General features: G+C 41.6%; 22 protein-coding genes. 9 read left to right on the plus strand and 13 right to left on the minus strand.

Going from position 1 to position 23,594, the window contains the following annotated elements:
• Nucleotides 1–47 precede the first annotated feature (47 nt).
• A complete protein-coding gene (locus tag ACXYMT_RS06190) occupies nucleotides 48–1,442 on the plus strand; it encodes an alanine/glycine:cation symporter family protein (RefSeq protein WP_459058212.1) in 1,395 nt (464 codons plus the stop codon).
• On the opposite strand, the gene ACXYMT_RS06195 is transcribed toward ACXYMT_RS06190, so the two are convergent.
• The 7 genes from ACXYMT_RS06195 to ACXYMT_RS06225 all read right to left on the minus strand — a co-directional run bounded on the left by ACXYMT_RS06195 (nucleotide 1,429) and on the right by ACXYMT_RS06225 (nucleotide 10,120).
• The gene (locus ACXYMT_RS06195) at nucleotides 1,429–2,475 is read right to left on the minus strand and encodes a Gfo/Idh/MocA family oxidoreductase (RefSeq protein WP_459058213.1); all 1,047 of its coding nucleotides are present in this window, start codon (nucleotides 2,473–2,475) and stop codon (nucleotides 1,429–1,431) included. The two genes, ACXYMT_RS06190 and ACXYMT_RS06195, sit on opposite strands and share 14 nt — an antisense overlap.
• A gap of 95 nt (nucleotides 2,476–2,570) precedes the next feature.
• A complete protein-coding gene (locus ACXYMT_RS06200) occupies nucleotides 2,571–2,990 on the minus strand; it encodes a response regulator (protein WP_459058214.1) in 420 nt (139 codons plus the stop codon).
• Entirely contained in the window at nucleotides 2,974–5,715 is a 2,742-nt protein-coding gene (locus ACXYMT_RS06205; protein WP_459058215.1) for a PAS domain-containing protein, read from the minus strand. The genes ACXYMT_RS06200 and ACXYMT_RS06205 overlap by 17 nt, the downstream gene beginning before the upstream one ends.
• Nucleotides 5,716–5,889: 174 nt before the next feature.
• Entirely contained in the window at nucleotides 5,890–6,339 is a 450-nt protein-coding gene (locus tag ACXYMT_RS06210; protein WP_459058216.1) for a universal stress protein, read from the minus strand.
• 120 nt (nucleotides 6,340–6,459) lie between these two features.
• Nucleotides 6,460–8,823, minus strand: coding sequence for a S9 family peptidase (locus tag ACXYMT_RS06215; RefSeq protein ID WP_459058217.1), 2,364 nt, complete (start codon nucleotides 8,821–8,823; stop codon nucleotides 6,460–6,462).
• A gap of 122 nt (nucleotides 8,824–8,945) precedes the next feature.
• Nucleotides 8,946–9,416, minus strand: coding sequence for a DUF2383 domain-containing protein (locus tag ACXYMT_RS06220; RefSeq protein WP_459058218.1), 471 nt, complete (start codon nucleotides 9,414–9,416; stop codon nucleotides 8,946–8,948).
• A gap of 218 nt (nucleotides 9,417–9,634) precedes the next feature.
• Nucleotides 9,635–10,120, minus strand: a complete 486-nt coding sequence (locus ACXYMT_RS06225) for a YciE/YciF ferroxidase family protein (protein ID WP_459058219.1) — start codon at nucleotides 10,118–10,120, stop codon at nucleotides 9,635–9,637.
• A 157-nt stretch (nucleotides 10,121–10,277) separates the two neighbouring features.
• Between ACXYMT_RS06225 and ACXYMT_RS06230 the strand changes: the two genes are divergently transcribed.
• Nucleotides 10,278–10,793, plus strand: a complete 516-nt coding sequence (locus ACXYMT_RS06230) for an adenine phosphoribosyltransferase (RefSeq protein ID WP_459058220.1) — start codon at nucleotides 10,278–10,280, stop codon at nucleotides 10,791–10,793.
• An 82-nt stretch (nucleotides 10,794–10,875) separates the two neighbouring features.
• On the opposite strand, the gene ACXYMT_RS06235 is transcribed toward ACXYMT_RS06230, so the two are convergent.
• The 3 genes from ACXYMT_RS06235 to ACXYMT_RS06245 all read right to left on the minus strand — a co-directional run bounded on the left by ACXYMT_RS06235 (nucleotide 10,876) and on the right by ACXYMT_RS06245 (nucleotide 13,595).
• Nucleotides 10,876–11,025 (minus strand): SsrA-binding protein, encoded by a 150-nt coding sequence (locus ACXYMT_RS06235; protein WP_459058221.1) that lies wholly within the window; start codon nucleotides 11,023–11,025, stop codon nucleotides 10,876–10,878.
• Nucleotides 11,026–11,118: 93 nt separating this feature from the next.
• Entirely contained in the window at nucleotides 11,119–13,236 is a 2,118-nt protein-coding gene (locus ACXYMT_RS06240) for a M56 family metallopeptidase (protein ID WP_459058222.1), read from the minus strand.
• Complete coding sequence (locus tag ACXYMT_RS06245) at nucleotides 13,236–13,595, minus strand: BlaI/MecI/CopY family transcriptional regulator (protein WP_459058223.1); 360 nt, start codon at nucleotides 13,593–13,595, stop codon at nucleotides 13,236–13,238. Before ACXYMT_RS06245 ends, ACXYMT_RS06240 begins: the two co-directional genes overlap by 1 nt.
• Nucleotides 13,596–13,759: 164 nt before the next feature.
• Here ACXYMT_RS06245 and ACXYMT_RS06250 point away from each other — a divergent pair, with 164 nt between their 5' ends.
• From ACXYMT_RS06250 to ACXYMT_RS06265, 4 genes are all read left to right on the plus strand, one after another.
• Nucleotides 13,760–14,707, plus strand: coding sequence for a calcium/sodium antiporter (locus ACXYMT_RS06250; protein WP_459058224.1), 948 nt, complete (start codon nucleotides 13,760–13,762; stop codon nucleotides 14,705–14,707).
• Between the two features lie 111 nt (nucleotides 14,708–14,818).
• Nucleotides 14,819–17,005 (plus strand): glutamine synthetase III family protein, encoded by a 2,187-nt coding sequence (locus ACXYMT_RS06255; RefSeq protein ID WP_459058225.1) that lies wholly within the window; start codon nucleotides 14,819–14,821, stop codon nucleotides 17,003–17,005.
• A 114-nt stretch (nucleotides 17,006–17,119) separates the two neighbouring features.
• Entirely contained in the window at nucleotides 17,120–18,301 is a 1,182-nt protein-coding gene (locus ACXYMT_RS06260) for an AIR synthase related protein (protein WP_459058226.1), read from the plus strand.
• 149 nt (nucleotides 18,302–18,450) lie between these two features.
• A complete protein-coding gene (locus ACXYMT_RS06265; RefSeq protein ID WP_459058227.1) occupies nucleotides 18,451–18,729 on the plus strand; it encodes a GxxExxY protein in 279 nt (92 codons plus the stop codon).
• 20 nt (nucleotides 18,730–18,749) lie between these two features.
• Here ACXYMT_RS06265 and ACXYMT_RS06270 read toward each other — a convergent pair whose 3' ends face one another.
• Nucleotides 18,750–19,250: a peptide-methionine (S)-S-oxide reductase gene (locus ACXYMT_RS06270; RefSeq protein ID WP_459058228.1), complete on the minus strand. Its 501-nt coding sequence runs from the start codon at nucleotides 19,248–19,250 to the stop codon at nucleotides 18,750–18,752.
• Nucleotides 19,251–19,455: 205 nt separating this feature from the next.
• On the opposite strand from ACXYMT_RS06270, the gene prfA reads away from it, so the two are divergent.
• From prfA to ACXYMT_RS06285, 3 genes are all read left to right on the plus strand, one after another.
• Entirely contained in the window at nucleotides 19,456–20,532 is a 1,077-nt protein-coding gene (gene prfA / locus ACXYMT_RS06275) for a peptide chain release factor 1 (RefSeq protein ID WP_459058229.1), read from the plus strand.
• Between the two features lie 52 nt (nucleotides 20,533–20,584).
• Entirely contained in the window at nucleotides 20,585–21,394 is an 810-nt protein-coding gene (gene pyrF / locus ACXYMT_RS06280) for an orotidine-5'-phosphate decarboxylase (RefSeq protein WP_459058230.1), read from the plus strand.
• A 63-nt stretch (nucleotides 21,395–21,457) separates the two neighbouring features.
• A complete protein-coding gene (locus ACXYMT_RS06285) occupies nucleotides 21,458–22,255 on the plus strand; it encodes an ABC transporter substrate-binding protein (protein ID WP_459058231.1) in 798 nt (265 codons plus the stop codon).
• Here ACXYMT_RS06285 and ACXYMT_RS06290 read toward each other — a convergent pair.
• Nucleotides 22,237–22,422: a Lacal_2735 family protein gene (locus ACXYMT_RS06290; protein WP_459058232.1), complete on the minus strand. Its 186-nt coding sequence runs from the start codon at nucleotides 22,420–22,422 to the stop codon at nucleotides 22,237–22,239. The two genes, ACXYMT_RS06285 and ACXYMT_RS06290, sit on opposite strands and share 19 nt — an antisense overlap.
• A 306-nt stretch (nucleotides 22,423–22,728) precedes the next feature.
• Nucleotides 22,729–23,433 carry a DUF4197 domain-containing protein gene (locus tag ACXYMT_RS06295; protein ID WP_459058233.1) on the minus strand — a complete coding sequence of 235 codons (705 nt, stop codon included), beginning with the start codon at nucleotides 23,431–23,433 and terminating at the stop codon, nucleotides 22,729–22,731.
• Nucleotides 23,434–23,594: the final 161 nt, after the last annotated feature.

The following is a 23,594-nucleotide window of genomic DNA, read 5'->3' on the forward strand; positions in this document are numbered from 1 at the left end:
AATTGTAAGTGACTTGCACAATCTTCTGCAATAGCTATATTTGTTCCATGGCTGAACTAGATGAGTTTATAGCTGAATTCGCCTCTTTTGTTTGGGGACTTCCGCTTTTAATTTTACTTACCGGTGGCGGATTATATCTGCTAATTCTTTCAAAGTTTTTACCATTTAGATATCTCAGGCATTCCCTGGAAGTGCTGCGGGGAAAATATGATGACCCCAATGATCCGGGGGAGATCAACCATTTTAAAGCCCTTTCTACTGCACTGTCCTCAACGATTGGAATGGGCAATATTGCCGGAGTTGCGGTGGCTATTGCTATTGGAGGACCTGGGGCGATGTTCTGGTTGTGGATAAGTGCCATAATAGGGATGGCGACAAAATTTTTCACCAATACGCTCGCAGTAATGTACCGCGGAAAAGACTCCGAAGGCAAGCTGCAGGGAGGTCCCATGTACTTCATAACTGTAGGACTTGGAAAGAAATGGTGGATCATGGCCGCCTTTTTCAGCGTTGCAGGTCTGGTGGGGGCATTGCCTGTGTTCAATGTCAATCAACTCACACAGGCCATAAATTATATTCTACTTACTCCAAATGGAGTAGAGGTGGATTTTATATCCAACCTTAGTATAGGAATTGTTCTGGCAATAATTACAGCTGTGGTGATCTATGGCGGCCTTGAAAGGATTAGTAATACCGTCTCGAAAATGGTGCCCCTTATGGTGGCGCTTTATTTTGTGTCTGTTTTGATCATTCTCTTTGTGAATTATGAACAGGTGCCTTACTATTTTCAGCTCATTTTCACCGATGCCTTTGCAGCAGAAAACTATGCCGGGGAGCCATTTTTGGGAGGTATGCTTGGCGGACTTATAATTTTGGGTATTCGGCGGGGAGCTTTTTCGAATGAAGCCGGGATTGGTACGGCTCCTATGGCTCACGGGGCGGCAAAGACTGCAGAGCCCGTTCGGGAAGGACTTGTGGCCATGCTGGGTCCTGCTATAGACACCCTTATCGTTTGTTCTCTAACCGGAATGGCCATTCTTGTCACCGGGGTTTGGCAGACGCACGACGTCAACGGGGTAAGTTTAACGGCAGCAGCATTTGATGCTTCCATACCTTTCTACGGAAACTACCTGTTGCTTATTTGCATCGCAATTTTTAGTGTTTCTTCTCTTTTTTCCTATTCATACTACGGAAGTAAATGTCTTTCATTTTTAATAGGAGCTCATCGGAAGCATTACTATAACTACTTTTATATCTTAAGTATCCTGCTGGGAGCAACAACTTCCCTTAGCATGATGATCAACCTCATCGACGGATTTTTTGCTTTGATGGCCATACCAACAATGACGGCAACTTTGATCATGGCACCGCGGGTGCTGAAGGAGGCAAAAAGGTATTTTTCAGCACTTAAAGAAGGCGAGAGGCAACTTACCCGAAAGTAACTACGCAGCGCTCATCCTGGCTCTTCTGTGCCGCTTCAATGATCTTTATCACGTCACGGGCTTGTTGGGATGTCACAGCCAGAGATTCTTTTTCTGTAATGGCTTTGAAGAGGTTTTGGTAGAGAATTGGGTAATTCCCGGGTTCACTTTCCACCAGCCGTTCCTCGTCCACGGTATTAAGTTTTCCCCAGAGCTCCTTAGGTTCTATCCCCCAATCCTGTGTTTCTGAAGGTTTTTTGCCTTGCTTCATAGCTTCTTCCTGCACATCTGCACCGTATTTGACAAAACTTCCTTTAGTCCCAAAAACCTGAAATGTAGGACCTTTTTCCTTGACGAGCTGGCCGGCTTTTAGAGTGACTTTTAGGTTAGGGTAAAAGAGCAGAAGTTCAAAGGCGTCGGGAACCTTAGCTCCATCCCGCTGCATCCTTATATCGGCAAAGACTTCTTTTGGTAACCCAAACAGCGTGAGCGCCTGATCAATAAGGTGGCTGCCCAGGTCATATAAAATTCCGCTGCCGGGATTTTCTTTCTTTTCTTTCCACCCGGGTTTTACTTCATTTCTGAAGCGGTCAAAATGAGCCTCATATTCCACTACCTTGCCTAAAATGCCACTTTCAACCAGTTTTTTGACAGTTTGAAAATCGCTGTCCCATCTCCGGTTATGGTGCACGCTGAGAATAAGGTTCTTTTGATGAGCCAGGTTGATAAGCTCATTCGCCTCTTTGACATTTGAGGTAAATGGCTTCTCGACCAGCACATGTTTCCCTGCCTCAAGTGCCTGTTTTGCAAAAGAATAATGAAGATGATTCGGCAGGACCAGGATGACCAAATCGATTTCCGGGTCTTCTAAAATCTCTGAAAAATTCCGGACTATATCGGCTTTTGGGTGATCTTTTCGGGCTAAGGCTGCATTTGAAGTGCTGGAGGTGAGGATCTTGGCAACAATAAATCCCGGTACACTGGCGAGGATGGGGGAGTTGTAAACGCTTCCGCCGGGTCCAAAACCGGCAAAGGCAGTTTTTACCTGGTTCATTTTATTTTTCAAGTTATTAATTTCCGCAGATTAATTCCTTCCAAAAGTGACATTTTTAGCAATTTCCAGAGATCCTGTCACCTCACTTTTCTATCCTAAAAGAATTTTTGTACCTGCTCGAGCTTCTTAATATTGTTAAGACAATCAGCGGTTAATGGTTTACTGCAGAAATGAATTACCGAATCATAGGATTGGGATTTGAGATAATCCTGCTGATTAATAGAGGAAGTTACAATTACAACCGAAACCTCGGCTTTCGGCGGATTTTTCTTCAATAATTTTAGAAATTTCCAGCCATCAACAACAGGCATGTTAAGGTCAAGAAGGACCAGGAAATGTTTTGACTTATGATCATTCCTGTGGAGCCGTTCCAGAGCTTCCATGCCATTACAGCAAATTATAGGCGGGAGGCTTATTTTTGTTGACTTCAGCCTGTATTCATGTAATAAAGCTACCACTTTATCATCATCTACCAGCAGGATCTCCAGCGAAGATGCTCTACTGGATCTCGACATTGAGCTCTTCTGTTTTTCCCACTATGCTTCGAATAATATCGTCGAGCTCATTGGCTGAATTTTTTAGATGATACAACACCTCTTCACGGGACATTTCTTCCTGGTGGTCCTGTTCCAGCAGGTTGAGTAGACCTTGGATGCGCGCAAGGGGAGCTCTTACTACATGAGATTGCTCCCACGCAATTTCTTTGAGCAGCTTATTTTGCCTTTGAATTTTGCGCAACAGCCTTCGGGAATTAGTAACGTCAAGCACTGCACCCACTACCCGAGTAGCCTTACCTTTTTTATTTCTCAAGATGTAGCCCCGGTCCTGTATGTATGCTATCTTTCCATCGGCCTTAACGAATCGATATTCGTGCCTCCATTTTTTAACTTTAGGATCACCAACTGCTGTTTTAAGTGAAGATTTAACTTTCTCTCTGTCTTCCTCGGCAACTTTGTTAAGCCAGAAAGAATGTACAGAAGTAGCTTCATTTGTGTCATAACCAAAGATTCTTTTATAACCTTTGCTTCTGGTTACCGAATCGGTCTCAATATCCCAATCCCATATCATCTCATTGGTGGCTTTCATGGCCATCTTGAAGCGCTTATTAGCTACTTTCAATGCTTGTTTTTTAGCTAAGAGCTCCGTCACATCACTTGTGGCCCCAATCAGTCTTATTGCCTTTCCAGATTGATCTCTTAAAATATATCCTTTATCTACAACCTGGGCATAGCTTCCATCGGCACGACGAAAACGATATTCTGCTCTAATATAGTTTTCGTTAGGATTAGAGAGTGCATTTTTGAGTTTCTGCATTTCGTGATCGAGATCTTCTGGATGCATATTTCTTTTCCAAAATTTTCGCTCATTTACTGCATCTGCAGGATATCCAAATAGTTCTTTCCGGCTTTGGTGAAATCTTGTTACTTCATTTGTAGTTAGGTCCCAATCATAAATTAGGTCTTCTGTGGCCGTAGCAGCCAATTTATATCTTTCGTTAATTTCTTCAATTTGCTGTGCTTGTTCAATTTCAGTTGTAATGTCTCTGGAATTGGCAATAATTCCTTGAACAGCAAAATCGTCAAGTAAATTAGTGGCTGTAGTTTGTATCCATCGATATTCGTCTGCATTGTTTCTGAAGCGGAAAGGAGACAAGATTATTTGCTTCTGTTTCTTTAATAGTAAAAATTCTTGTTTAACGCGATTAACATCTTCAGGATGAATAAAATGAAAAGCATTTTCCCCAATAAGATCATTGGTAGAATAACCTAATATTTTCCTGTAGTTCTCACTTACAAATGAATAGAAACCGTCAATATCGAGGATCCCAATAAGGTCGGAACCTTCCTGAACAAGGGCGCGAAACTTTTGTTCACTCCTTTTTAAATCCTCCTCGCTTTTCCGTACTTTTTCAAGGGCAGTCTTCTTCTCAAATGCATTTGTAAGATTTTGTGTTAAGCTCTTTAAAAATGTTATCTCCTCTTGTTTCCATTTGCGAACTTTGGTACAGTCATCAAAACCAACAAACCCGTAAAGCTTTTCATCTACGAAAATTGGAAGCAACAACATAGATTTTATGTCTTGCTCTTCAAAAATCTCTTTTAACATGCCGGGGGATAGCTCTTGAATAGTTGCTGTAAAAGGGAGATTCTTTATGAGGGGAGGAGTAATTTCTTTTACTTTTGAAATAGGCATGTTTTGCAATTCGATATTGTCGATCTGCGGTTGAGCATTAGAACTACACCATTCTACTTTTTGGCTTATGAGAATCTCTCCTGTTTCGGGATTTTCATCGGCACCAAAATAATACATACGATCTGCCTCAACTGTTTGAGCGATGATCCCAAAAGTTTCGTGAAGAATGTCTTCATTAATTTCATTTTCCAATAGGGAACTAACAAAGGATGCGTTAACTTCTAAAAACTTGCTTTTTTCAATAACTATTTTCTCATTGTTCCGGAGCTCGGAAAAATCTTTTGCTATACCATGAATTTCCACAACTCGCCCGTCTAAGATCATGGGCATTAAAAGGACTTTGAGAATCACTCTCGTGCCTAGCGCTGAAATATAGGTGGCTTCAAAGGATGTAATTTTCCCTGATACAGCTTTTTCAAAATTTTCCAGAATGCGCTCCTTGTCTTCGGGAGAACAGAATGGGAAAAAACTGGTATGTATAAGTTGATCTAAAGGTAGCTCTGCAAGTTTTGCAAGTCCACTATTGGCGTGTAAAAAGATTCCGTTCAGATCTAGGCGGAACAGGGCATCGGGATTATCACGAATAAAATGATTAAACTGTTGCCGATTTATCGTTAACTCCTGTTCTATTTCTTTCTCACGTTGAGCAAGAAGGTTCTCAAAAGTTACTTCTTTAGTAGTATGTAGAATTACCTCTATTTTTCCACTGTCATTTTTTATAGGGATATTCTGGAAAGAGAAATATCGCTCTTCAAGATTTCCTGTCTCAGAATTTTTTAAATCGAACTTCAGATTCTGGACAACCTGTTTTTTCCCGGTCTTAAGGGTTTTCTTGAGAGAAATTATTACTTCATGATCTTGATTTGGGTTATCAGGCAGGAAGTCACTTATGTCTTTTCTAATATAATTTTCTCTTGAAGCTCCTGTAAGATTGAGGAAAGCTTGATTTACGTCGATAATATTGAAGCGACTTTGCGGTTCTATTTTGAGGACAAGACATGCGAATGGCATAGCCTCAAAAATTTCTTTCCAGCAGAATTCGGTCATCGTAGGGGGATGTTATGTCCTTCTTAATTTTTTGTTAAGAATTATGCAAATATATACAAAAAATAATCAGGATGCCTTTTATAAATAACTAAAAACATGGATTTTACCCGATAAATATGTTTTTTAGCGAGTGTAAAATTTTATGTCGGTATAGAATTCTTACAAGTTTGTTGATTATGGAGCCTGGTATTTCACCGGAACTAGCATAACTGGTACATCCAAGTCCTGCATTAGGTCCTGTTCAATACTTCCTACAAATAATTCATAAAAGAAATTTCGCTTATGGTGTCCGGCAATAACCAAGTCAGCCTGTATTTCCTGAACTTCTTTTTTGATCATTTTTGCAGTAGATCCCTCTAATTGAACTCCATGGGCATCAACATTCCTCTCTCTTAGTTCTTCAGCCAAACGTTTGACAAGTGCTTTTTCTTTTTTTCTGTTTTCTACCCTCTTATCCTGGGCGAATTGAGGGCCTGCTTCCAGGCCGAGGTAGTCATCGGGATCGGGTTCGCTAACGTGGAGGATCCATATTTTGGATCCAAAAGCTTTAGCTATTTCTTCAGCTTTTGCAAGAAGCTGTTGAGCATTTTCTTCAACGTTAATGGCAACAAGGATCTTTTTCATGGTGGTATGGATTAGTTACTTAAAGGTAGGAAAATAACTGAGCTTTGAGAAGCAGTCCAGTCTGAAAATAAAAAAACCGGCACCTGGAATTGGGCCGGTTTTATTTCATTTTTGGAAGGTTTAATCGAGAAGCGTTTCATTGAATAACTTCAGAATCCTCTTGTATTCATCTGTCCAGCTGCTGGGCTCTGTAAAGCCATGATCTTCTACTGGATAAACTGCCATTTCCCAGTTGTCTTTTTCGAGTTCTATTAACCTTTGTGCCAGCCTTACAACATCCTGGAACTGTACGTTGACGTCTATCATTCCATGAGCAATAAGCAGGTTGCCTTCAAGACCTTCAGCAAAATAGATAGGAGAAGAACGCCTGTAGGCAATGGGATCATTAACAGGTTCATTGAGAATATTCGAAGTATAACCGTGATTGTAATGAGCCCAATCTGTAACCGATCTCAATGCGGCACCAGACTCGAAGGTGCCAGGTTCAGTGAACATGGCCATTAAAGTAATAAAGCCGCCATAGCTGCCTCCATAGATCCCAACATTATCGGGATTTATTTCATGTTCATCAATGAGATATTTTACCCCATCGATGTGATCGCTTAAATCTTTTCCACCCATGTGCCTGTAGATCCCTGTTCTCCAATCGCGTCCATAGCCTGCACTGCCACGATAATCAATGTCTAAAACAGTATATCCCAGATCTGTGAGTAAATTATGGAACATGTATTCCCTGAAGTAACTCGACCACCAGTTATGAGCATTTTGCAAATATCCTGCCCCGTGCACAAATACTACGGCTGCGCCATTCTTAGCCTCTGCTGTGGGCTCATACAGCCTGGCAGGCACCTTAGCGCCATCACGGGCTTCAAACTGGATCCGTTGAGGTTCCCGCCAATTATAACTCTTAAATTCCGGAGATTGTCCCGAAGTTATCTGGATTGCTTCTGCATTTGCATTTGTTCTCTTCAGGTAAAGCTCCCATGGCTTATTAGAATAAGAATACCTTATCGCCATGTATTTCTCGTCCGGAGAAAGATTTACTTCATTGTTTCCTGTAAGGGTAGTAAGCTGCTTCATTTTTCCACCGCCTACGGGCATCTGGTAGAAATGTCTTTCTCCCGCATCAACTTCAGAAGTGGTTAGAAAGAAGGTCTTTCCGTCTCTGGAAAGCTGCGGGTCAAAAACCTCAAAATTTCCGCTTGTTAGCTGTGTCTTCTTTCCGGAAGTTACGTCAAGAAGATAAAGATGTGAAAAACCACTCTCTTCACTTTGAAAGTATATAGTTTTATTGTTTTGCAACCAACCCATATCTCCCGTGCTCCAGTTGTAACCGATGCCCGGACCGGCGATCCAGGCTTCATCGCGCTGCCTGTCAAGAGATCTTAAATTTCCGGTTTCCAGATCCAGCGAGGTGATCCATCGGTCCTTATTATCTGCCGAGCGTACGACCACTACTACACGCTTTCCATCATGCGAAAATATTGGACTGTTTACGTAAACTTCCCTGTTTTCTTCTTTCCATTCCTTATCGGGATAGTCTTTTACGTAATCGGGAAGGTCTTTTATGCCGGGGAGATCATCTGTTTTTACCTGATACACAGTATCCTGTTCCAGATTGTACACCATGGCTTCCATTTTGGTCTGCTCACTGCCTACCTTACTGCGGGCGGGAAGATCTACAGTGTAGCCCGATTTGTCGGTATAATCAGGCACATCTGTGTCTTTTGCCTCCACCGGGGTGATCAATTGAAAGGTGGCATAATCTCCTGTTGGAGCTACCTGCAGGTTTCGTAAACGTTTTTTTCCTAAGTAGAAAGTAAAAGGATCAGGCTGGGCGGTCATTTCGCGATAGATCTTTCGTGCCTCTTTATTCTCGTCTCTTTTTCGTACTTCTTCAAGGAGCTGTAGGTTTTCTTCCTGTAACCACCGGTCCTGGGCCGTAAGTTCTTTTTCTCCTTCCTCCTTTTTGGATCCGGTCCGGATGTTTGTCAACCTGGTGATGACTCCTGATCCCAGATCATAGAGAAAAGCATTATTTTCAAGAATAAAGCTCAGTTTATTCTCATTTGCAAGGAAATTAGGATCTGAAATACTTCCTGTCAGTTGCAGGAGCTTCTGTTCCTGTTTCTTATTTAGGTCGTATAGATAAAGATCTCCATTTCGTGTATAGACTTTCTTATTCCGGGAGTTATTGAAGTCTCCGTAGCGAGGGATCATTTTGTGTTCATCCTGCCAGGATACCTTTTCGATCTTCTTCAGGTCCTTTACATTCACGCGGTATAAAGAATCTGAAGGGTTTTCTTCAGGATTATAATTGAAGTAAATAAATTCACTGTGTGGTCCCCAGGCTATGTTGGAAGGAAATGTTCCCATCCAGGAGGGATCCTGCATGATCTTTTCAACACTAAGATTTGAGGTTTGGGCATAGGTAAATTGCAGGCTCAAAAAAGCCAAAACGCAGAGGAAATATTTTTTGTTCATAAACTGTTTGTGTAATTGAAAGGGCAAGATAGAAATTTGCTGGGAAAGGCAGAAAAGCAAAAGCACCTTGAGCATGGCTAAAGGTGCTTTTGATAAGGCAAATTTGTTAAACAGACGAATTATCAGGAATGACTGCGAATCTCATCTAGATGTCCGTCTTTTGAAGAACTGTACTTTATCAGACTCTTAAGGGCCTTAAGTTCAAAGATACAGTTCTCAACGTAGGCCTTATGCCTAAGTAAGACTTCGCGGCACGAGCCGTCATGGATGCGGCAAAGCGATTCCTGGTATTTTTGCAAGCTTGCCTTATTAACTTTCAATGCCTTCTTGATACATTTCCTCTTATCTTCTTCGCAATTTTCCTCTCTGTTTCGCTCATAGGAAGGGAAAAAAGGTCTTTTTCCACCATAGAAGGAGATTTCATCACTTATTTCCATGGCAAATTGGGATCTTCGTGAAGCGAGATTTTGGAAATAGTATTTTAGGGAAACATCTTTCAGGGTTTCCATTAATTTGCGGAACAGTCTGGAACTTCTAAAATTTTCTTCCAGAAGCTGTCGCAAAGTCATCTCTCTTATCTCGTTAGTAACCATTTTTGAGGTGCTTAAATCTGTGTTTGCTGTTCTTTGAATTTAATGAATTTCCCGCAATCGTTTTCGTAAAATAGCAGACTTAACTCATTTTTGGGACTTCAGGAAGAAGATGACAAAAAGCTTCTTAAAATGAATTTTTTTGTGTCACTTTTCCCTGCTGAAAACACAAAACCACCTGTGAAATGCAGGTGGTCCAATTTCTAAATATTTGATCTTAATCAGGATTTTGCTTCGCGATTTAGTCGGTCTTCGGCCATATCTGTCAGTAGGTTATCGGCTTTGTATTCTTCATCAAGTGTTTTCTGTAACTTGGCTGCGATGTCATCATGCCCAAGTTCTTTGGCGTAGCGCACAGCTGTACCATAACCGGAGATCTCATAATGCTCCACTCTTTGGGCTTCTGCTATCAAGCCGGCATCCCGCACATCCTCTTCGGCATCTTCTTCAAGAAAAGATTCAGCTTCTTTTACCAAACCTTCCATGGCCTTACACTTTTCACCACCGGGTTTAATGCCCAGCTTCTCGCAAATTTCCTCGAGGCGCTTTACATGACCTTCAGTTTCTTTAAGATGCTTTTCGAATGCTTTTTTTAATTTGTCGTCATTAGCATTTTTCTGCATCTTAGGAAGGGCTTTTACCAACTGGTTTTCGGCACTGTACAAATCCTTTAATTGATGTTCAAACAGATCTTTTAAATTTTTCATTTTTCTAGCTTTTAAATTTCTGTCTAAAATAGAACTTGACTCTCCAGGAGCCAGTTAAATGAGTAATAAATCTTTGTTGACTTTTTGCTAAATGAGTAGTAAAAATGAGCCTTTTGGCTCCTCATTTCTTAGTACCTTCGCTCGTAAATTCTTTTACATGTTTAAAATAGAAAACTTCATACGAGACGTAAAGGATTTCCCGAAGAAGGGAATTGTATATAAGGATATAACGCCCCTACTTCAAGATCACGAAGCTACACGTAAGACGCTCGAATCTTTCTTATCCTTTCTTGAAGGTGAAAATATCCAAAAGGTAGTGGGAATTGAATCCAGGGGATTCTTTTTTGCGACCCTGCTTGCACAGGAGCTAAATGCCGGATTTGTCCCTATTCGCAAACCGGGCAAACTTCCTTATAAGACCCATAGAGAAAGTTATTCTCTTGAGTACGGGAATGATGTTCTTGAAATACACTGTGATGCCATTAAGAAGGGAGAAAAAGTACTGGTGCATGACGATGTCCTGGCTACGGGAGGTACCGCGGCAGCTGCCTGTAAATTAATTGAAAAAATGGGAGGGGAGATCGTTCAGGTCAACTTTATCATGGACCTTGAATTCTTAAAGGGAAAGGAAAAAATAAGTTCCTATAATTTAGTATCGCTGGTTAGTTACTAGTTAAGAGTCGATAGTTCGGAGTTCGAAGTGCTAAAATGCTAAGGATTAAAAGGAAATTTTCAATCTTGAACCTTGAATTCCCTTACAAGGAATTTTTAGTCACCCAGACCTTCCAGCCTATAATCGCCTTCTGAAGTTTGGTAGCTTTGGCCAGATCCAGTTGTTTTTTCGAATAGCTTGGCAATACCTTCTTATTGATTTTGGAAAGGGTCCTGAAAACAGCTTTTTTCATAAGGTTTGGTTTCCTATAAAGATAGAAACTTGAAAATAAGAAAAGCCTTTCAAAAATGCCATTTTTGAAAGGCTTTAAAAGCTAATTCAGTAATTATTTCCTCGTGATGATCTCTACAACTCCGTTTGAGGCTTTTTTGCCGTATTTTTCAGTAGCGTTTTCACCTTTAAGTACTTTGAGGGATTCGATATTTTCCCTGGTAATAGAATCCGGATCAAAATCTTCAGGCATTTCTTTACCATCCACCACATAAAGAGGTTTGGAAGCATCGGGATCTGCACTGCCCACGTCTCTTACAGTTATTGCCTTACGGTCTGAAAAATCGGAAGAAGTTACTGATGAGACCGAAAATTTAATGCTCTTTGAAGCGTCTTTAGCCCTTTTATCACGTACTTCTTGAGAAGTTCCCTTTATTTCTTCCTTAGATCTCAATTCGATCTCGATCACTCCATGCTTACCCTTTTCACCATATTTATCTGTCGCACCTTTATCTTTGAGCACCATTAAATTTTTAATATGGGAAGGGTCGAGACCTGAGACATCAAAATTTTTATCCTGGATCTTCCCGTCAATTATTATCAGGGGTTTATTTTCCTGTGATAAATAAACCTGATGCTTCCCATCCTCTTTCTGAACTGCAATAATATCTTCAGGTTTTTTGTGAAAGCTTATCTCCTGTTGTTCAAAAGCAGTTGGTTTTGAAGATCCATGAAGCATAACTTTTGAATCCACTCCCATTAAGACAGGAGGTTGATCTTTTCTCACGTGAATAAATTTCTGCTTCATTGGCATTTGGGAAAGATCCATATCCTTTAAGGCTGCTTTAAAATCTTCAACAATGTTTTCTTGAGAGATGATTATAGCACCATCTTTAGCTTTATCGCCATACTTCTTTCTGGCTTCCATTGGTTGCAGAACTTTCCACTCTCCCTTTAACTGGAGGTGTTTATCAATAAGTTGAGCCGTCCCGTACTCTTTACCGGCAACAATGTAAAGTGGTGAGTCACCTATTTCTGCGAGTAGATTTTCTGACTGTCTGGGCACAGAATCTTGAGGAGACATAGTAACTTCCTTTCCGTTTGTTTGGATCATCAACGGGGAAATTCCGTTAGGGTTGTTTAAAGAAATGCTTCCCGTTGTACCACTGGATTCTTTTTTGAAGCTGACTTCAATATTAATAAGAAGTCCGCCAGAATACTCCAGATTCTTGAAAGTTAATTCCACGCCTTCTTGCCTGAAAAGACGTTTATAAGCCCTCAATACTTTTTTATCTGTTACTTTAGTGATATAAACCGTAAGTTCATCAGTAGTAATCTGTTGCTCCTGCTTTCCAGAGACTTCACTGGCTTCGGTCTTAATATTAAAACTGAAGATGAAGATTGCAAGAAAAGGTAGTAACAAACTTGTCTTCCAAAAATGGGATTTTTGAGATGAATTTTTGTTGATCATCATGATACGTTTTTTTATGAGGGGTTGGTAAAATTGATTAGTCAGGGCCGGTTCATAACTGCTGACAGAGATTTTCAGAAGCGTCTTTTGATATTCCTTTTTTGACACATTAGTGGCAACCACTTCCTTATCTGCAAGAAACTCCAGGTTTTGCACCAGGCTTTTTCTGTATAGCCATGAGATAGGATTGAACCAAAGCATGTAGACGCTAAGGCTACTAATAATTTGGTCTATGGAATGCCATTGCCGGGCATGAGACATCTCGTGCTTTAAGATCAATTCCTGTTCTAAAGCAGAATGCTGGTCGGGATCAAGAACTATGTAGTTGAAAAAGGAAAATGGTTGTGTAGTGCCTTCTTTGTGTATGATATGGAAATTCTCTTTCCTGCTGCTATCATTTGTGAAAATTAAACGGAGCAGTGACAAAAGTTGAAAAATGAATTTCAGAAGAAAAAATCCAAGGCCCGCGAGATATATAACTCCCGCGATTAACCACCAGTCAGTCGACTGAGGTTGGTTAACGATTTCAGGATTTATTTCCGCAGAAAAATTGTCCAGAAGCAATGGAACAGCGGTGGCTTCTACTTCAACAGTGCGAATGATCTCCAGGAAAGGCAGGAGCAGGGATGTGAAAATACCAGCCAATAAAAAGAAACGGTTCGTTTTAAAACCCGTGTCATTCTTTAGAAGGAAAAAATATCCCAGGAAAAACAGACTGAGTAAACCTGCACTTTTTAGAAGGTATATAATTAGATCCTGCATCACTTTTTCTTTTCAATAATGTCCAGGATCTCGCGGAGTTCCTCTGCAGTTATCTTTTCTTCACGGGCAAAAAAGGAAACCACACTTTTATAAGAGCTGTCAAAGAACTTCCTGGTCGCCATGTTCATAAATTGCTTCCTGTACTCCTCTTTGCTTACAAGTGGGAAGTATTGGTGCGTCTTTCCATAAGCCTTATGCCCCACATATCCTTTCTCTTCCAAATTCCTGATAATTGTCGAAACAGTATTATAGTGCAGGCCCGATTCAGGTATCTCTGCTATGACCTCTTTCACAAAAGCAGCTTTTAACTGCCACAGGATCCTCATGATCTCCTCTTCTTTATTGGTGAGTTTTTCCATTTAAGTACGATTATCCTAACAATCTAAAGCAAACATAACTAAAAAAATCGTTTAATAACTATGTTTGTAGTTATTATTTTGTTCCGTCCCACAACTTCTTTAGTTCAATCGTCCGCAATTCAGCATTCTTTCAGAATCTTCTATCTTCGCAAAAAAAATTCTGAATGAGTGTAGTCTATATCATCCTCGGTTTTATTTTGTTGGTAATAGGGGGGGAGTTTCTTGTAAGATCATCTGTAGCGATTTCCTTAAAACTAAAACTTTCAAGAATGGTCATCGGCCTTACGGTGGTCTCCTTTGCTACCTCTGCACCCGAATTACTGGTGAGCTTACAAGCCGCCCTGGAAGGCTTCTCAGATATCTCCCTGGGTAATGTAATAGGCTCGAACATAGCAAATATCGGCCTCGTTCTGGGGATTACCGCCATGATCTCTCCATTGATGATCGACCGCGAATTCTACCGGTTTAACTGGCCTATCATGATGTTATTTTCTCTTGCCCTCTTCTATTTTCTCTCTTCTGAAAATATACTTTCCCGTCTTGAAGGCATCTTTCTTGTTTTTGCTATCGTACTATACCTGGTTCTGCTTATTCGTCGTGCCCGCAGAAAACCTGAATTACAACCCGATGAGGTAGATCCAGACCTACAGGTTGCTTCAGGCTTTAAAACTACTCTATGGTTGCTCATTGGAGGGGCGGCCCTGTACTTTGGATCAGAACTGCTGGTATCTGGAGCTGTTGACCTGGCTTCGGCTTTGGGAGTAAGTGAAAGAGTGATCTCAGTAACCATGATCGCCGTGGGAACCAGTGTGCCCGAGCTGGCAGCTTCTGTCATAGCAGCAATGAAGCAGGAAAAAGCCATTTCCCTGGGAAACCTTATTGGATCCAACATTTTCAACATCGCTTCAGTTTTAGGGATAACTGCGATTATTCAGCCTATAGTCGTAAAATCTGAAGCTACTCTCACCAGCGATATCTTCTGGATGATTGGTATTGCCTTTATTCTTATTCCTTTAGCCTTTCTTCCAAAGCGATACTCCATGAGCCGCTGGAAAGGCTTCTTGCTATTCGCAGGTTATACTGTTTTCGTTAGTTTAGCCTTTATAAATTAGGGGTCATCATAATAAAACATAAAATTTTTATAAACCTACCCCAAAAATTTAGGGGGTGTGTTTATAATTTAAATATATTTGTTGCCGTTAACCCATAAAACTATTTTAAAAATGGCAACATTAAGATTCCAGGCACTTAAGGAGACTTTAAATCGCAGACCCATCGAAATCGAAGAGAAGGAACGTCGTTCAGAATTATTCGGCCGCAATGTCTTTACCGAAAGCGTCATGCGACAATTCCTGACCAAGGAAGCTTATCAAAGTGTACTGGAAGCAAATGCCACCGGGAAAAAGATCGATCGCACCATCGCCGATCATATCTCTACCGGAATGAAAGAGTGGGCCATCTCTAAAGGCGCTACTCACTACACCCACTGGTTTCAACCCCTTACCGGAAGTACTGCAGAAAAGCACGATGCTTTCTTTGAAACTATTGGTGATGGACTTGCAATTGAAAAATTTGGAGGTGGGCAACTTGTACAACAGGAGCCCGATGCTTCCAGTTTTCCTCACGGGGGTATAAGAAACACTTTTGAAGCCCGTGGTTATACTGCCTGGGATCCAACTTCTCCTGCGTTCATCTATGGAACTACGCTTTGTATCCCAAGTGTTTTCGTTTCCTATACAGGAGATGCACTAGATTATAAGACGCCGCTATTAAGAGCTTTACAGGCTGTAGACAGTGCAGCGACAGATGTTGCGAAATATTTTGATAAAAATGTAAATAAGGTGCAGGCAACCCTCGGTTGGGAGCAGGAATATTTCCTGATCGATTCGGCTTTGGCGGCATCAAGACCCGATATCACTCTTGCGGGAAGAACATTGTTAGGCCATTCCCCGGCTAAAGGTCAGCAGTTGGACGATCACTATTTTGGCTCCATTCCATCGCGTGTTCTTGCCTATATGAGAGATCTTGAAAAGGAATGTATGCTTTTGGGAATTCCGGTAAAGACCAGGCATAACGAGGTGGCACCAAACCAGTTTGAACTTGCACCTATCTTTGAGGAAGCAAATCTGGCAGTAGATCATAATTCACTCCTAATGGACATTATGCAAAGGGTGGCCGATCGTCACAGCTTTGTAGTGCTTTTCCACGAAAAGCCGTTTGCAGGTATCAATGGAAGTGGTAAGCACAACAACTGGTCGCTGAGCACAGATACCGGCGTGAACCTGTTAGGTCCCGGTTCTACACCGATGAAGAACCTTCAGTTTTTGACATTTTTCATTAATACGATCAAAGCAGTACATGACAATGAAGAACTGTTGAGAGCTACCATTGCCAGCGCCTCAAACGACTTTAGATTAGGCGCTAATGAAGCACCTCCGGCCATTATTTCCACTTTTATCGGTTCCCAGCTAACTGAAGTTCTTGATGAGCTTGAAAAAGTGACCGACGGGAAACTTTCTCCGCAGGAAAAGACTGAACTAAAATTAAATGTAGTTGGTAAGATCCCTGAGATCCTTTTAGATAATACCGATAGGAACAGAACTTCATCTTTCGCCTTCACAGGTAACAAATTTGAATTTCGTGCAGTTGGATCTACAGCAAACTGCGCCGAACCTATGACCGCTCTTAACTCTATAGTTGCAAAGCAGCTGAAAGATTTCAAGAAGGAAGTAGATAGCCTCATCAAGGGCAAAAAAATGAAGAAGGATGATGCTATTTTCAACGTATTAAGGGAATATATCAAAGATTCCAAAAACATACGTTTTGAAGGAGATGGTTATTCCGAAGAATGGGAAAAGGAAGCAGCAAAGCGCGGCTTAAGCAACAACCGAAATACTCCCGAAGCTCTTAAAGCTCTTGTGAAAAAAGAGACTATTGAAATGTACAAGGAGCTAGGGGTGATGAATGAGGTGGAGATCGAAGCGCGTCATGAGATCGAGCTTGAGGAATACATCATGAGAGTACAGATCGAAAGTCGTATCCTTGGAGATATAGCCCGTAACCACGTTATTCCTACCGCTATTCGCTACCAGAATATCCTTATCAAGAACGTTCGCGGACTTAAAGAGATCTTTGAAACCGATTACGAAACCCACTCAAAAGAGCAACTGGAGATCATTAAAGAAGTTTCAAGACATATTGAAAAGATAAATTCGGGAATTACAGAAATGATCGAGGCTCGTAAAAAAGCAAATAAGATAGAGGAAGCCGAAGAAAAAGCTTTTGCCTATTGCAATGAAGTGAAGCCATTCTTTGAAACCATCCGCTACCACTGTGACAAGCTGGAGTTGTTGATCGATGATGAGATTTGGCCATTGACCAAATACAGGGAGTTATTGTTCACTCGATAATGCCTTTCAAAAATGCCATTTTAAGCCACTTCTTAAAGGAGTGGCTTTTATATTTATAGAAACCGGAGGTCAAAAAATCTAATCTAATTATCTTTGACCAGCAAATGAATCAGCATGAGCCAGGAAATAAGTAAAAGATATGCCGGCCGCGGAGTTTCTGCCGGAAAGGAGGATGTTCACAACGCCATCAAAAATGTGGATAAGGGGTTATTCCCAAAGGCCTTCTGTAAAATTGTCCCCGATCATCTTACCGGTGATGAAGATTACTGTCTCATCATGCATGCAGATGGCGCCGGAACAAAATCTTCCCTGGCCTATATGTACTGGAAAGAAACCGGTGATCTAAGCGTATGGAAAGGCATCGCTCAGGATGCGCTTATCATGAATATTGACGATCTTTTATGCGTTGGTGCAGTAGATAATATCATGCTCTCTTCTACAATTGGCCGTAACAAGAACCTGGTACCCGGAGAGGTTATTTCCGCCATCATCAACGGAACTGAGGAGTTGCTGGAGGATCTAAAAAGCTTCGGAATAACCATACATTCCACAGGTGGTGAAACGGCCGATGTGGGCGATCTTGTGCGGACCATTATTGTCGATTCTACCGTCACAGCCAGAATGAAGCGCAGCGAAGTCATTGACAATGCCAACATCAAACCCGGAAACGTGATCGTTGGTTTAGCTTCTTTTGGGCAGGCGACCTACGAAAAAGAATACAACGGCGGCATGGGCAGCAACGGTCTTACCTCTGCCCGGCATGATGTCTTCGGAAAGAGTTTAGCTGATAAATATCCGGAGAGTTTTGATCCTGCTCTACCTGAAGATCTGGTGTACAGCGGTTCAAAGAACCTAAAGGATTCGGTGGAAGGAAGTCCGCTGGATGCCGGGAAACTGGTGCTTTCTCCAACCCGTACCTACGCTCCAGTAATAAAGAAGATCCTTGAGAAGTATTCTAAAAATGACATTTTTGGAATGGTTCATTGCAGTGGAGGTGCACAGACCAAGGTGCTGCACTTTGTTGATAAGGTGCATGTGATCAAAGACAACCTGTTTGAAGTTCCACCTTTGTTCAAATTGATTCAGGAGGAAAGTAAAACCGACTGGAAAGAGATGTACCAGGTCTTCAACATGGGCCACAGAATGGAACTCTACGTCGATGAAAGCATCGCTGAAGATATTATCTCCATTTCTAGATCCTTTAATGTTGAGGCAAAAGTGGTGGGTAGGGTAGAAGCTTCAAAGGAGAAGAAACTCACGATCAAAAGTGAGTTTGGGGAGTTTGAATACCAATAGGTTCGCGCAAAGATCGCAAAGACTTCGCAAAGGCCGCAAAGAAAAGGCAATATGACCGAGAATGAACTGTCTTACAATATTATTGGCTGCGCTTTAGATTTACACAAGAAAATTGTCCCGGACTTTTAGAGTCGGCTTATGAAGCTGCTTTGGCCTTTGATCTTCGTGAAATGGGATTTTATGTACAGCAGCAGGTTCCGATGCCTTTTGTATATAAGGAAGTAAAAATGGATGTGGGCTATCGAATTGATCTTTTGGTAAACTCCAAAGTAATAGTAGAAATCAAATCTGTTGAAAATCTTGCTCCCGTTCATTTTTCTCAGGTGCTTACTTACTTGAAACTTTCAGATAAAAAGCTTGGATTACTTATGAATTTCAACTCAAAAGTCCTCAAGGATAGTATTCATAGATTGGCAAATAATTTATAATACTTAGCGTTCTTTGCGCTTTAAACTTTGCGCCCTTTGCGAGAAATTAAAGAGTTTCTTTCTAAAAACATCAGCTTCGGTTCTATATATCGCTTACAAAAAGGTGCATCGGGATTTTTCCTGTAGTAATTCTGAATAGACTCCCGTGAAGCCTTAAACTCCCTTACGTTTAACACCTGCGTCACTAGTTTTTCCTCAAATTGCTTCTGAAGAACTTCCAGAATTTCCTTTGCTTTTTTCTCTGGTTCAGAAGAAAAACAATAAACAGCACTTCGATATTTTTTCCGGAAGGAATGATTGGAAGTGGAATTGTGGGTGTGCAGATGTATCTCCAGAAGCCGCTTTAGTTTTACCTTTTTTGGGAGGTAATGTACAATGACAGCTTCAGAAAAATCATCAGCGGGAGGATCAGAAGAGATATATCCCTGTTCAACTTTTGTCACTCCCTCCACTGCCTGAAAAACCGCTTCGGTGCACCAATGGCATCCGCCACCTAACCCTATTTTTTGTGAATCATTCATTCAATGTAAAAAATACAAAATAACTTCCTTTTCCTCCTTGTGCTCGTAACACATGATCTTTGTACTCTTTGTATGAAAAAATTCAGACCTTTTCACATAAAGGAACATAAGGCTCAAAGAAGAACAGGAAGATTTTTTCATCTCCTAAAATCCTTTCCTAAAATCCACTAGATTTATCGTAAATTTGCCACTTTAAGGAGATGTTATGATCGAGAAATTAAATATTGTGAAGCAGCGTTTTGACGAGGTGAATGATCTTATCATTCAGCCCGACGTGATTGCCGATCAAAAGCGTTATATAGAGCTGAACAAGGAGTATAAGGAGCTGAAGAAGCTGATGGAGGTGCGTTCAGAATATATAAGTCTGCTTGAAAACAAAAAAGAGGCCGAAGAGATCATTGCCGATGGGAGCGATCCCGAGATGACCGATATGGCTAAAATGCAATTGGAAGAAGCCAAGGAGCAGTTGCCGGGAATGGAGGAGAAGATTAGAATGATGCTTGTGCCAAAAGATCCTGAAGATGCCAAGAACGTGGTGATGGAGATTCGTGCCGGTACCGGTGGGGATGAAGCCAGTATTTTTGCTGGTGACCTTTATCGCATGTACACCAAATACATTGAAAGCAAAGGCTGGAAACACCAGATCGTGGACTTTAGCGAAGGAACCAGCGGCGGATTCAAAGAGATCATCTTTGACGTTACAGGTGAAGATGTCTACGGAACTTTGAAATTTGAAGCCGGAGTACACCGCGTACAACGCGTACCGCAGACTGAAACTCAGGGGCGGGTTCACACCTCGGCCGCTACAGTGATGGTACTTCCCGAAGCTGAAGAATTTGATGTGGAAATAGATCCAAAAGATGTGCGAATCGACTACTTCTGTTCTTCGGGACCGGGAGGGCAATCGGTTAATACGACTTACTCGGCTGTGCGGTTGACGCACATGCCAACGGGATTGGTGGCGCAATGTCAGGATCAAAAGTCTCAGCATAAAAATAAGGAGAAGGCATTCCGCGTATTGAGGTCCAGGCTTTATGAGCAGGAACTTGCCAAGAAAATGGAAGAAGATGCTGCCAAGAGAAACTCCATGGTTTCCAGTGGTGACAGGAGTGCGAAGATCCGTACCTATAACTATGCGCAGGGCAGGGTGACAGATCACAGGATAGGTCTAACGCTTTATGATCTCGGAAATATCATTAACGGAGATATCCAAAAGATCATCGACGAATTACAACTTGTTGAAAATACCGAAAAACTGAAAGAGAACTCAGACGTTTTTTAAAGATAAACTCATCAAAGCTGCCGCACTCCGGCAGCTTTTTTATTTCCAGCCAATGACCACTTCCCAGCTTACAGACCAAATACGGCTAAAAAAGAGTTTTTTGTGTATAGGTCTTGATGTCGACCTGAACAAGATCCCTCAGCATTTGCTGAAGGAGGAAGATCCTATTTTTGCTTTTAATAAAGCGATCATTGATGCTACCCATCATCTTGCTGTGGCTTATAAGCCAAACCTGGCATTTTACGAAGCTCATGGAATTAAAGGACTTGAGGCTTTGGGTAAAACCATTGATTACCTGAATGAAAATCATCCTGAGATCTTTACCATTGCCGATGCCAAAAGGGGAGATATAGGAAATACTTCGGGCATGTACGCAAAAGCCTTTTTTGAAGACCTCAATTTTGATTCGGTCACTGTAGCGCCCTATATGGGAAAAGACTCTGTAGAGCCGTTTTTGGCCTACGAGAACAAGCACACGATCTTATTGGCTTTGACATCTAACACCGGCGCATACGATTTTCAAACACAGGAGGTGGAAGGAGAAGAATTATATAAGAAGGTCATTAAGATCTCCAAAACCTGGAACAACGGCCAGAATCTCATGTATGTAGTTGGTGCGACCAAAGCAGAGCATTTGCGGGAGATAAGAAGAATCATTCCCGAAAGCTTTCTTTTGGTACCCGGGGTAGGTGCACAGGGTGGAAGCCTGAAGGAAGTCTGCGAATTCGGGATGAACCGGAAGGTGGGGCTACTTATCAATGCCTCCCGGGCCGTGATCTACGCCGCTAATGGTGAAGATTTTGCTGAAGCTGCTGCCAAAGAAGCCGAAAAGCTACAGCAGGAAATGGCTGCTTTTCTTTAACCAAGCTGCTTCTGGAATACGTGTCAAAAATAACATTTTTGGCACCTCTTATTTTTCAGGATTATGAGAACTTTTTACGATCAAATAGACCGAAAAATTGAGCTTCAGGGAATTCCTCAACGTATTGTGAGTCTGGTGCCCAGTCAGACAGAGCTGCTGGTAGACCTGGGACTTCGGGAGCAAATTATTGGGGTGACAAAGTTTTGTGTGCACCCTGAAGACCTGCGGAAGGAAAAAAAGGTAGTGGGTGGTACAAAACAGGTTCATTACGAAAGGATCGCTGCCTTAAACCCCGATATCATTCTCTGCAATAAAGAAGAAAATACTGAAGAAATGGTGACGGAGCTGGAAAAAATCGCTCCCGTCCATGTTTCGGATATTAAAACCATAGATGATTCCCTTAAGTTGATCCTGCAGTACGGTGAGATCTTCGAAGTTGGCGGTAAAGCTTCAGAAATAGTCAATAAAATTGACATTTTACGAAGGGAATTTCAGAAAGAAATGCAGGCGATCCCGGAGCGCAGGGTGGCATACTTCATTTGGAAAAATCCCTGGATGGTAGCAGGAAGGGATACTTTTATTGATCACTTACTCAAATTGAACCGGTTCAAAAATGTCTTTTTAGAAGAGGATTCCAGGTATCCTGAAATAGAACTGGAACAGTTGGAGAGGAAAAAGGTGGAACTGGTGTTACTCTCTACAGAGCCATTTCCATTTAAAAGCAAAGATAAAGATTCGTTGAAAAAAGAGGTGAGGATATCATCGGTCCACATCGTGGACGGGGAATTCTTTAGTTGGTATGGGTCACGTCTCGCGACTGCTTTTGCTTATTTTAGAGAGCTTCAGGCCGTTCTTTCCTGATTTCGCTCCATGCGGCGAATTTCCTCTAAAATTTTACACGCCTTGTCATTAAGAACATCACTTCGGGGTTTGTCCACTAAAGCGAGCTCAAAAGAGCGGCGCATAAGAAAAGTATACTTTTCGCGAAGCCTTTCCAACGTAGATCTGGGTTCAAATAATCGAAACATACTCTATTGTTAGTGATACAAAGGTATATCGTGGTTATTCGAAGAATTCATAACCTAAAGTTAACTTTTTGGTAAAACTGGTACACTCCGCTACTTCTCCTGTTAAAAACTTATGAATTAGCAGAATGGAATTGAGGATCTACCTATGTTGAGGGATTTTTCAAATTGTGAATAACCACGTTTTTAAGGTCAAATGTGGAAGGATTAAGAGCGAATGTTTTCTGCTCAACTCATAACCCAAATCTCGCGACCCGGAGCTTCGAACTCCTAACTCCTAAATCTTGATTCCTAACTCCGAACTAAACCTTAGTCCTGCAAGCCGAAAACCCGCTTCAGCAGATTGGTAGTCCTGGCGGCAAAATTATTCCTTATCTCTTTCTCTTCTATTGCGATCATAGTATAGACTCCTTTAAGAGCTTCCCGGGTTACATAGTCGGCAAGATCGGGGTTTACGTCGCTGGTAAGTGGCAAAGCATTATATCTATTGATAATATTTGTCCAGACTCTGTTGGCGCCTACTTCCTCTAGGGAGGTAGTGATGACAGGATTGAATTTGGAATAAAGGGGATCTGTAGTTTTTTGTGCCAGATAAGTCGTAGCAGCCGTGTCATCTCCTAAAAGGATATTTCGGGCGTCGGTAAAGGTGATCTGTTTAACTGCATTGATAAAAATGGGAGTTGCCTCCTGCACGGCTTCTTCGGCGGCGCGATTCAATACTTTCAATCCTTCATCGGCCAGGGCATCGAGTCCTACATCGCGTAATGTTCTGTCTACTTTCTGCAATTCGGGGGGAAGACCTATGCGCACCAGTTCATTACTAAAAAATCCATTTTCCTGTGCCAGTTTGCTAACTTGTTTATCAATTCCGAAGTCAAGTGCCTGCCGTAGACCTGCAGCAACTTCAGCATTAGAGACTGTGGTACCTTCCTGCGGGAGGGAGTCGGCTATTTGTTGTAGTTCGGCACAACCTAAAAAGAACGGGATTATAGCGAGGAGGAAAATTTTCTTCATGATACTGTTTTTGCCAAAGTTAGCTATTAGCTCAGTATTAAAATCATAAACAAAAGTTATCCTGCTGCGGAAGGAGATTTTCAGGAATTTTCAATCACAGGGTCTGTTGTTTTTATATCCTTTCAAAAATGGCATCTTCGTTTCTAAATTCGTAAATTGCA

Source organism: Salinimicrobium sp. CAU 1759 (genome assembly GCF_054482715.1).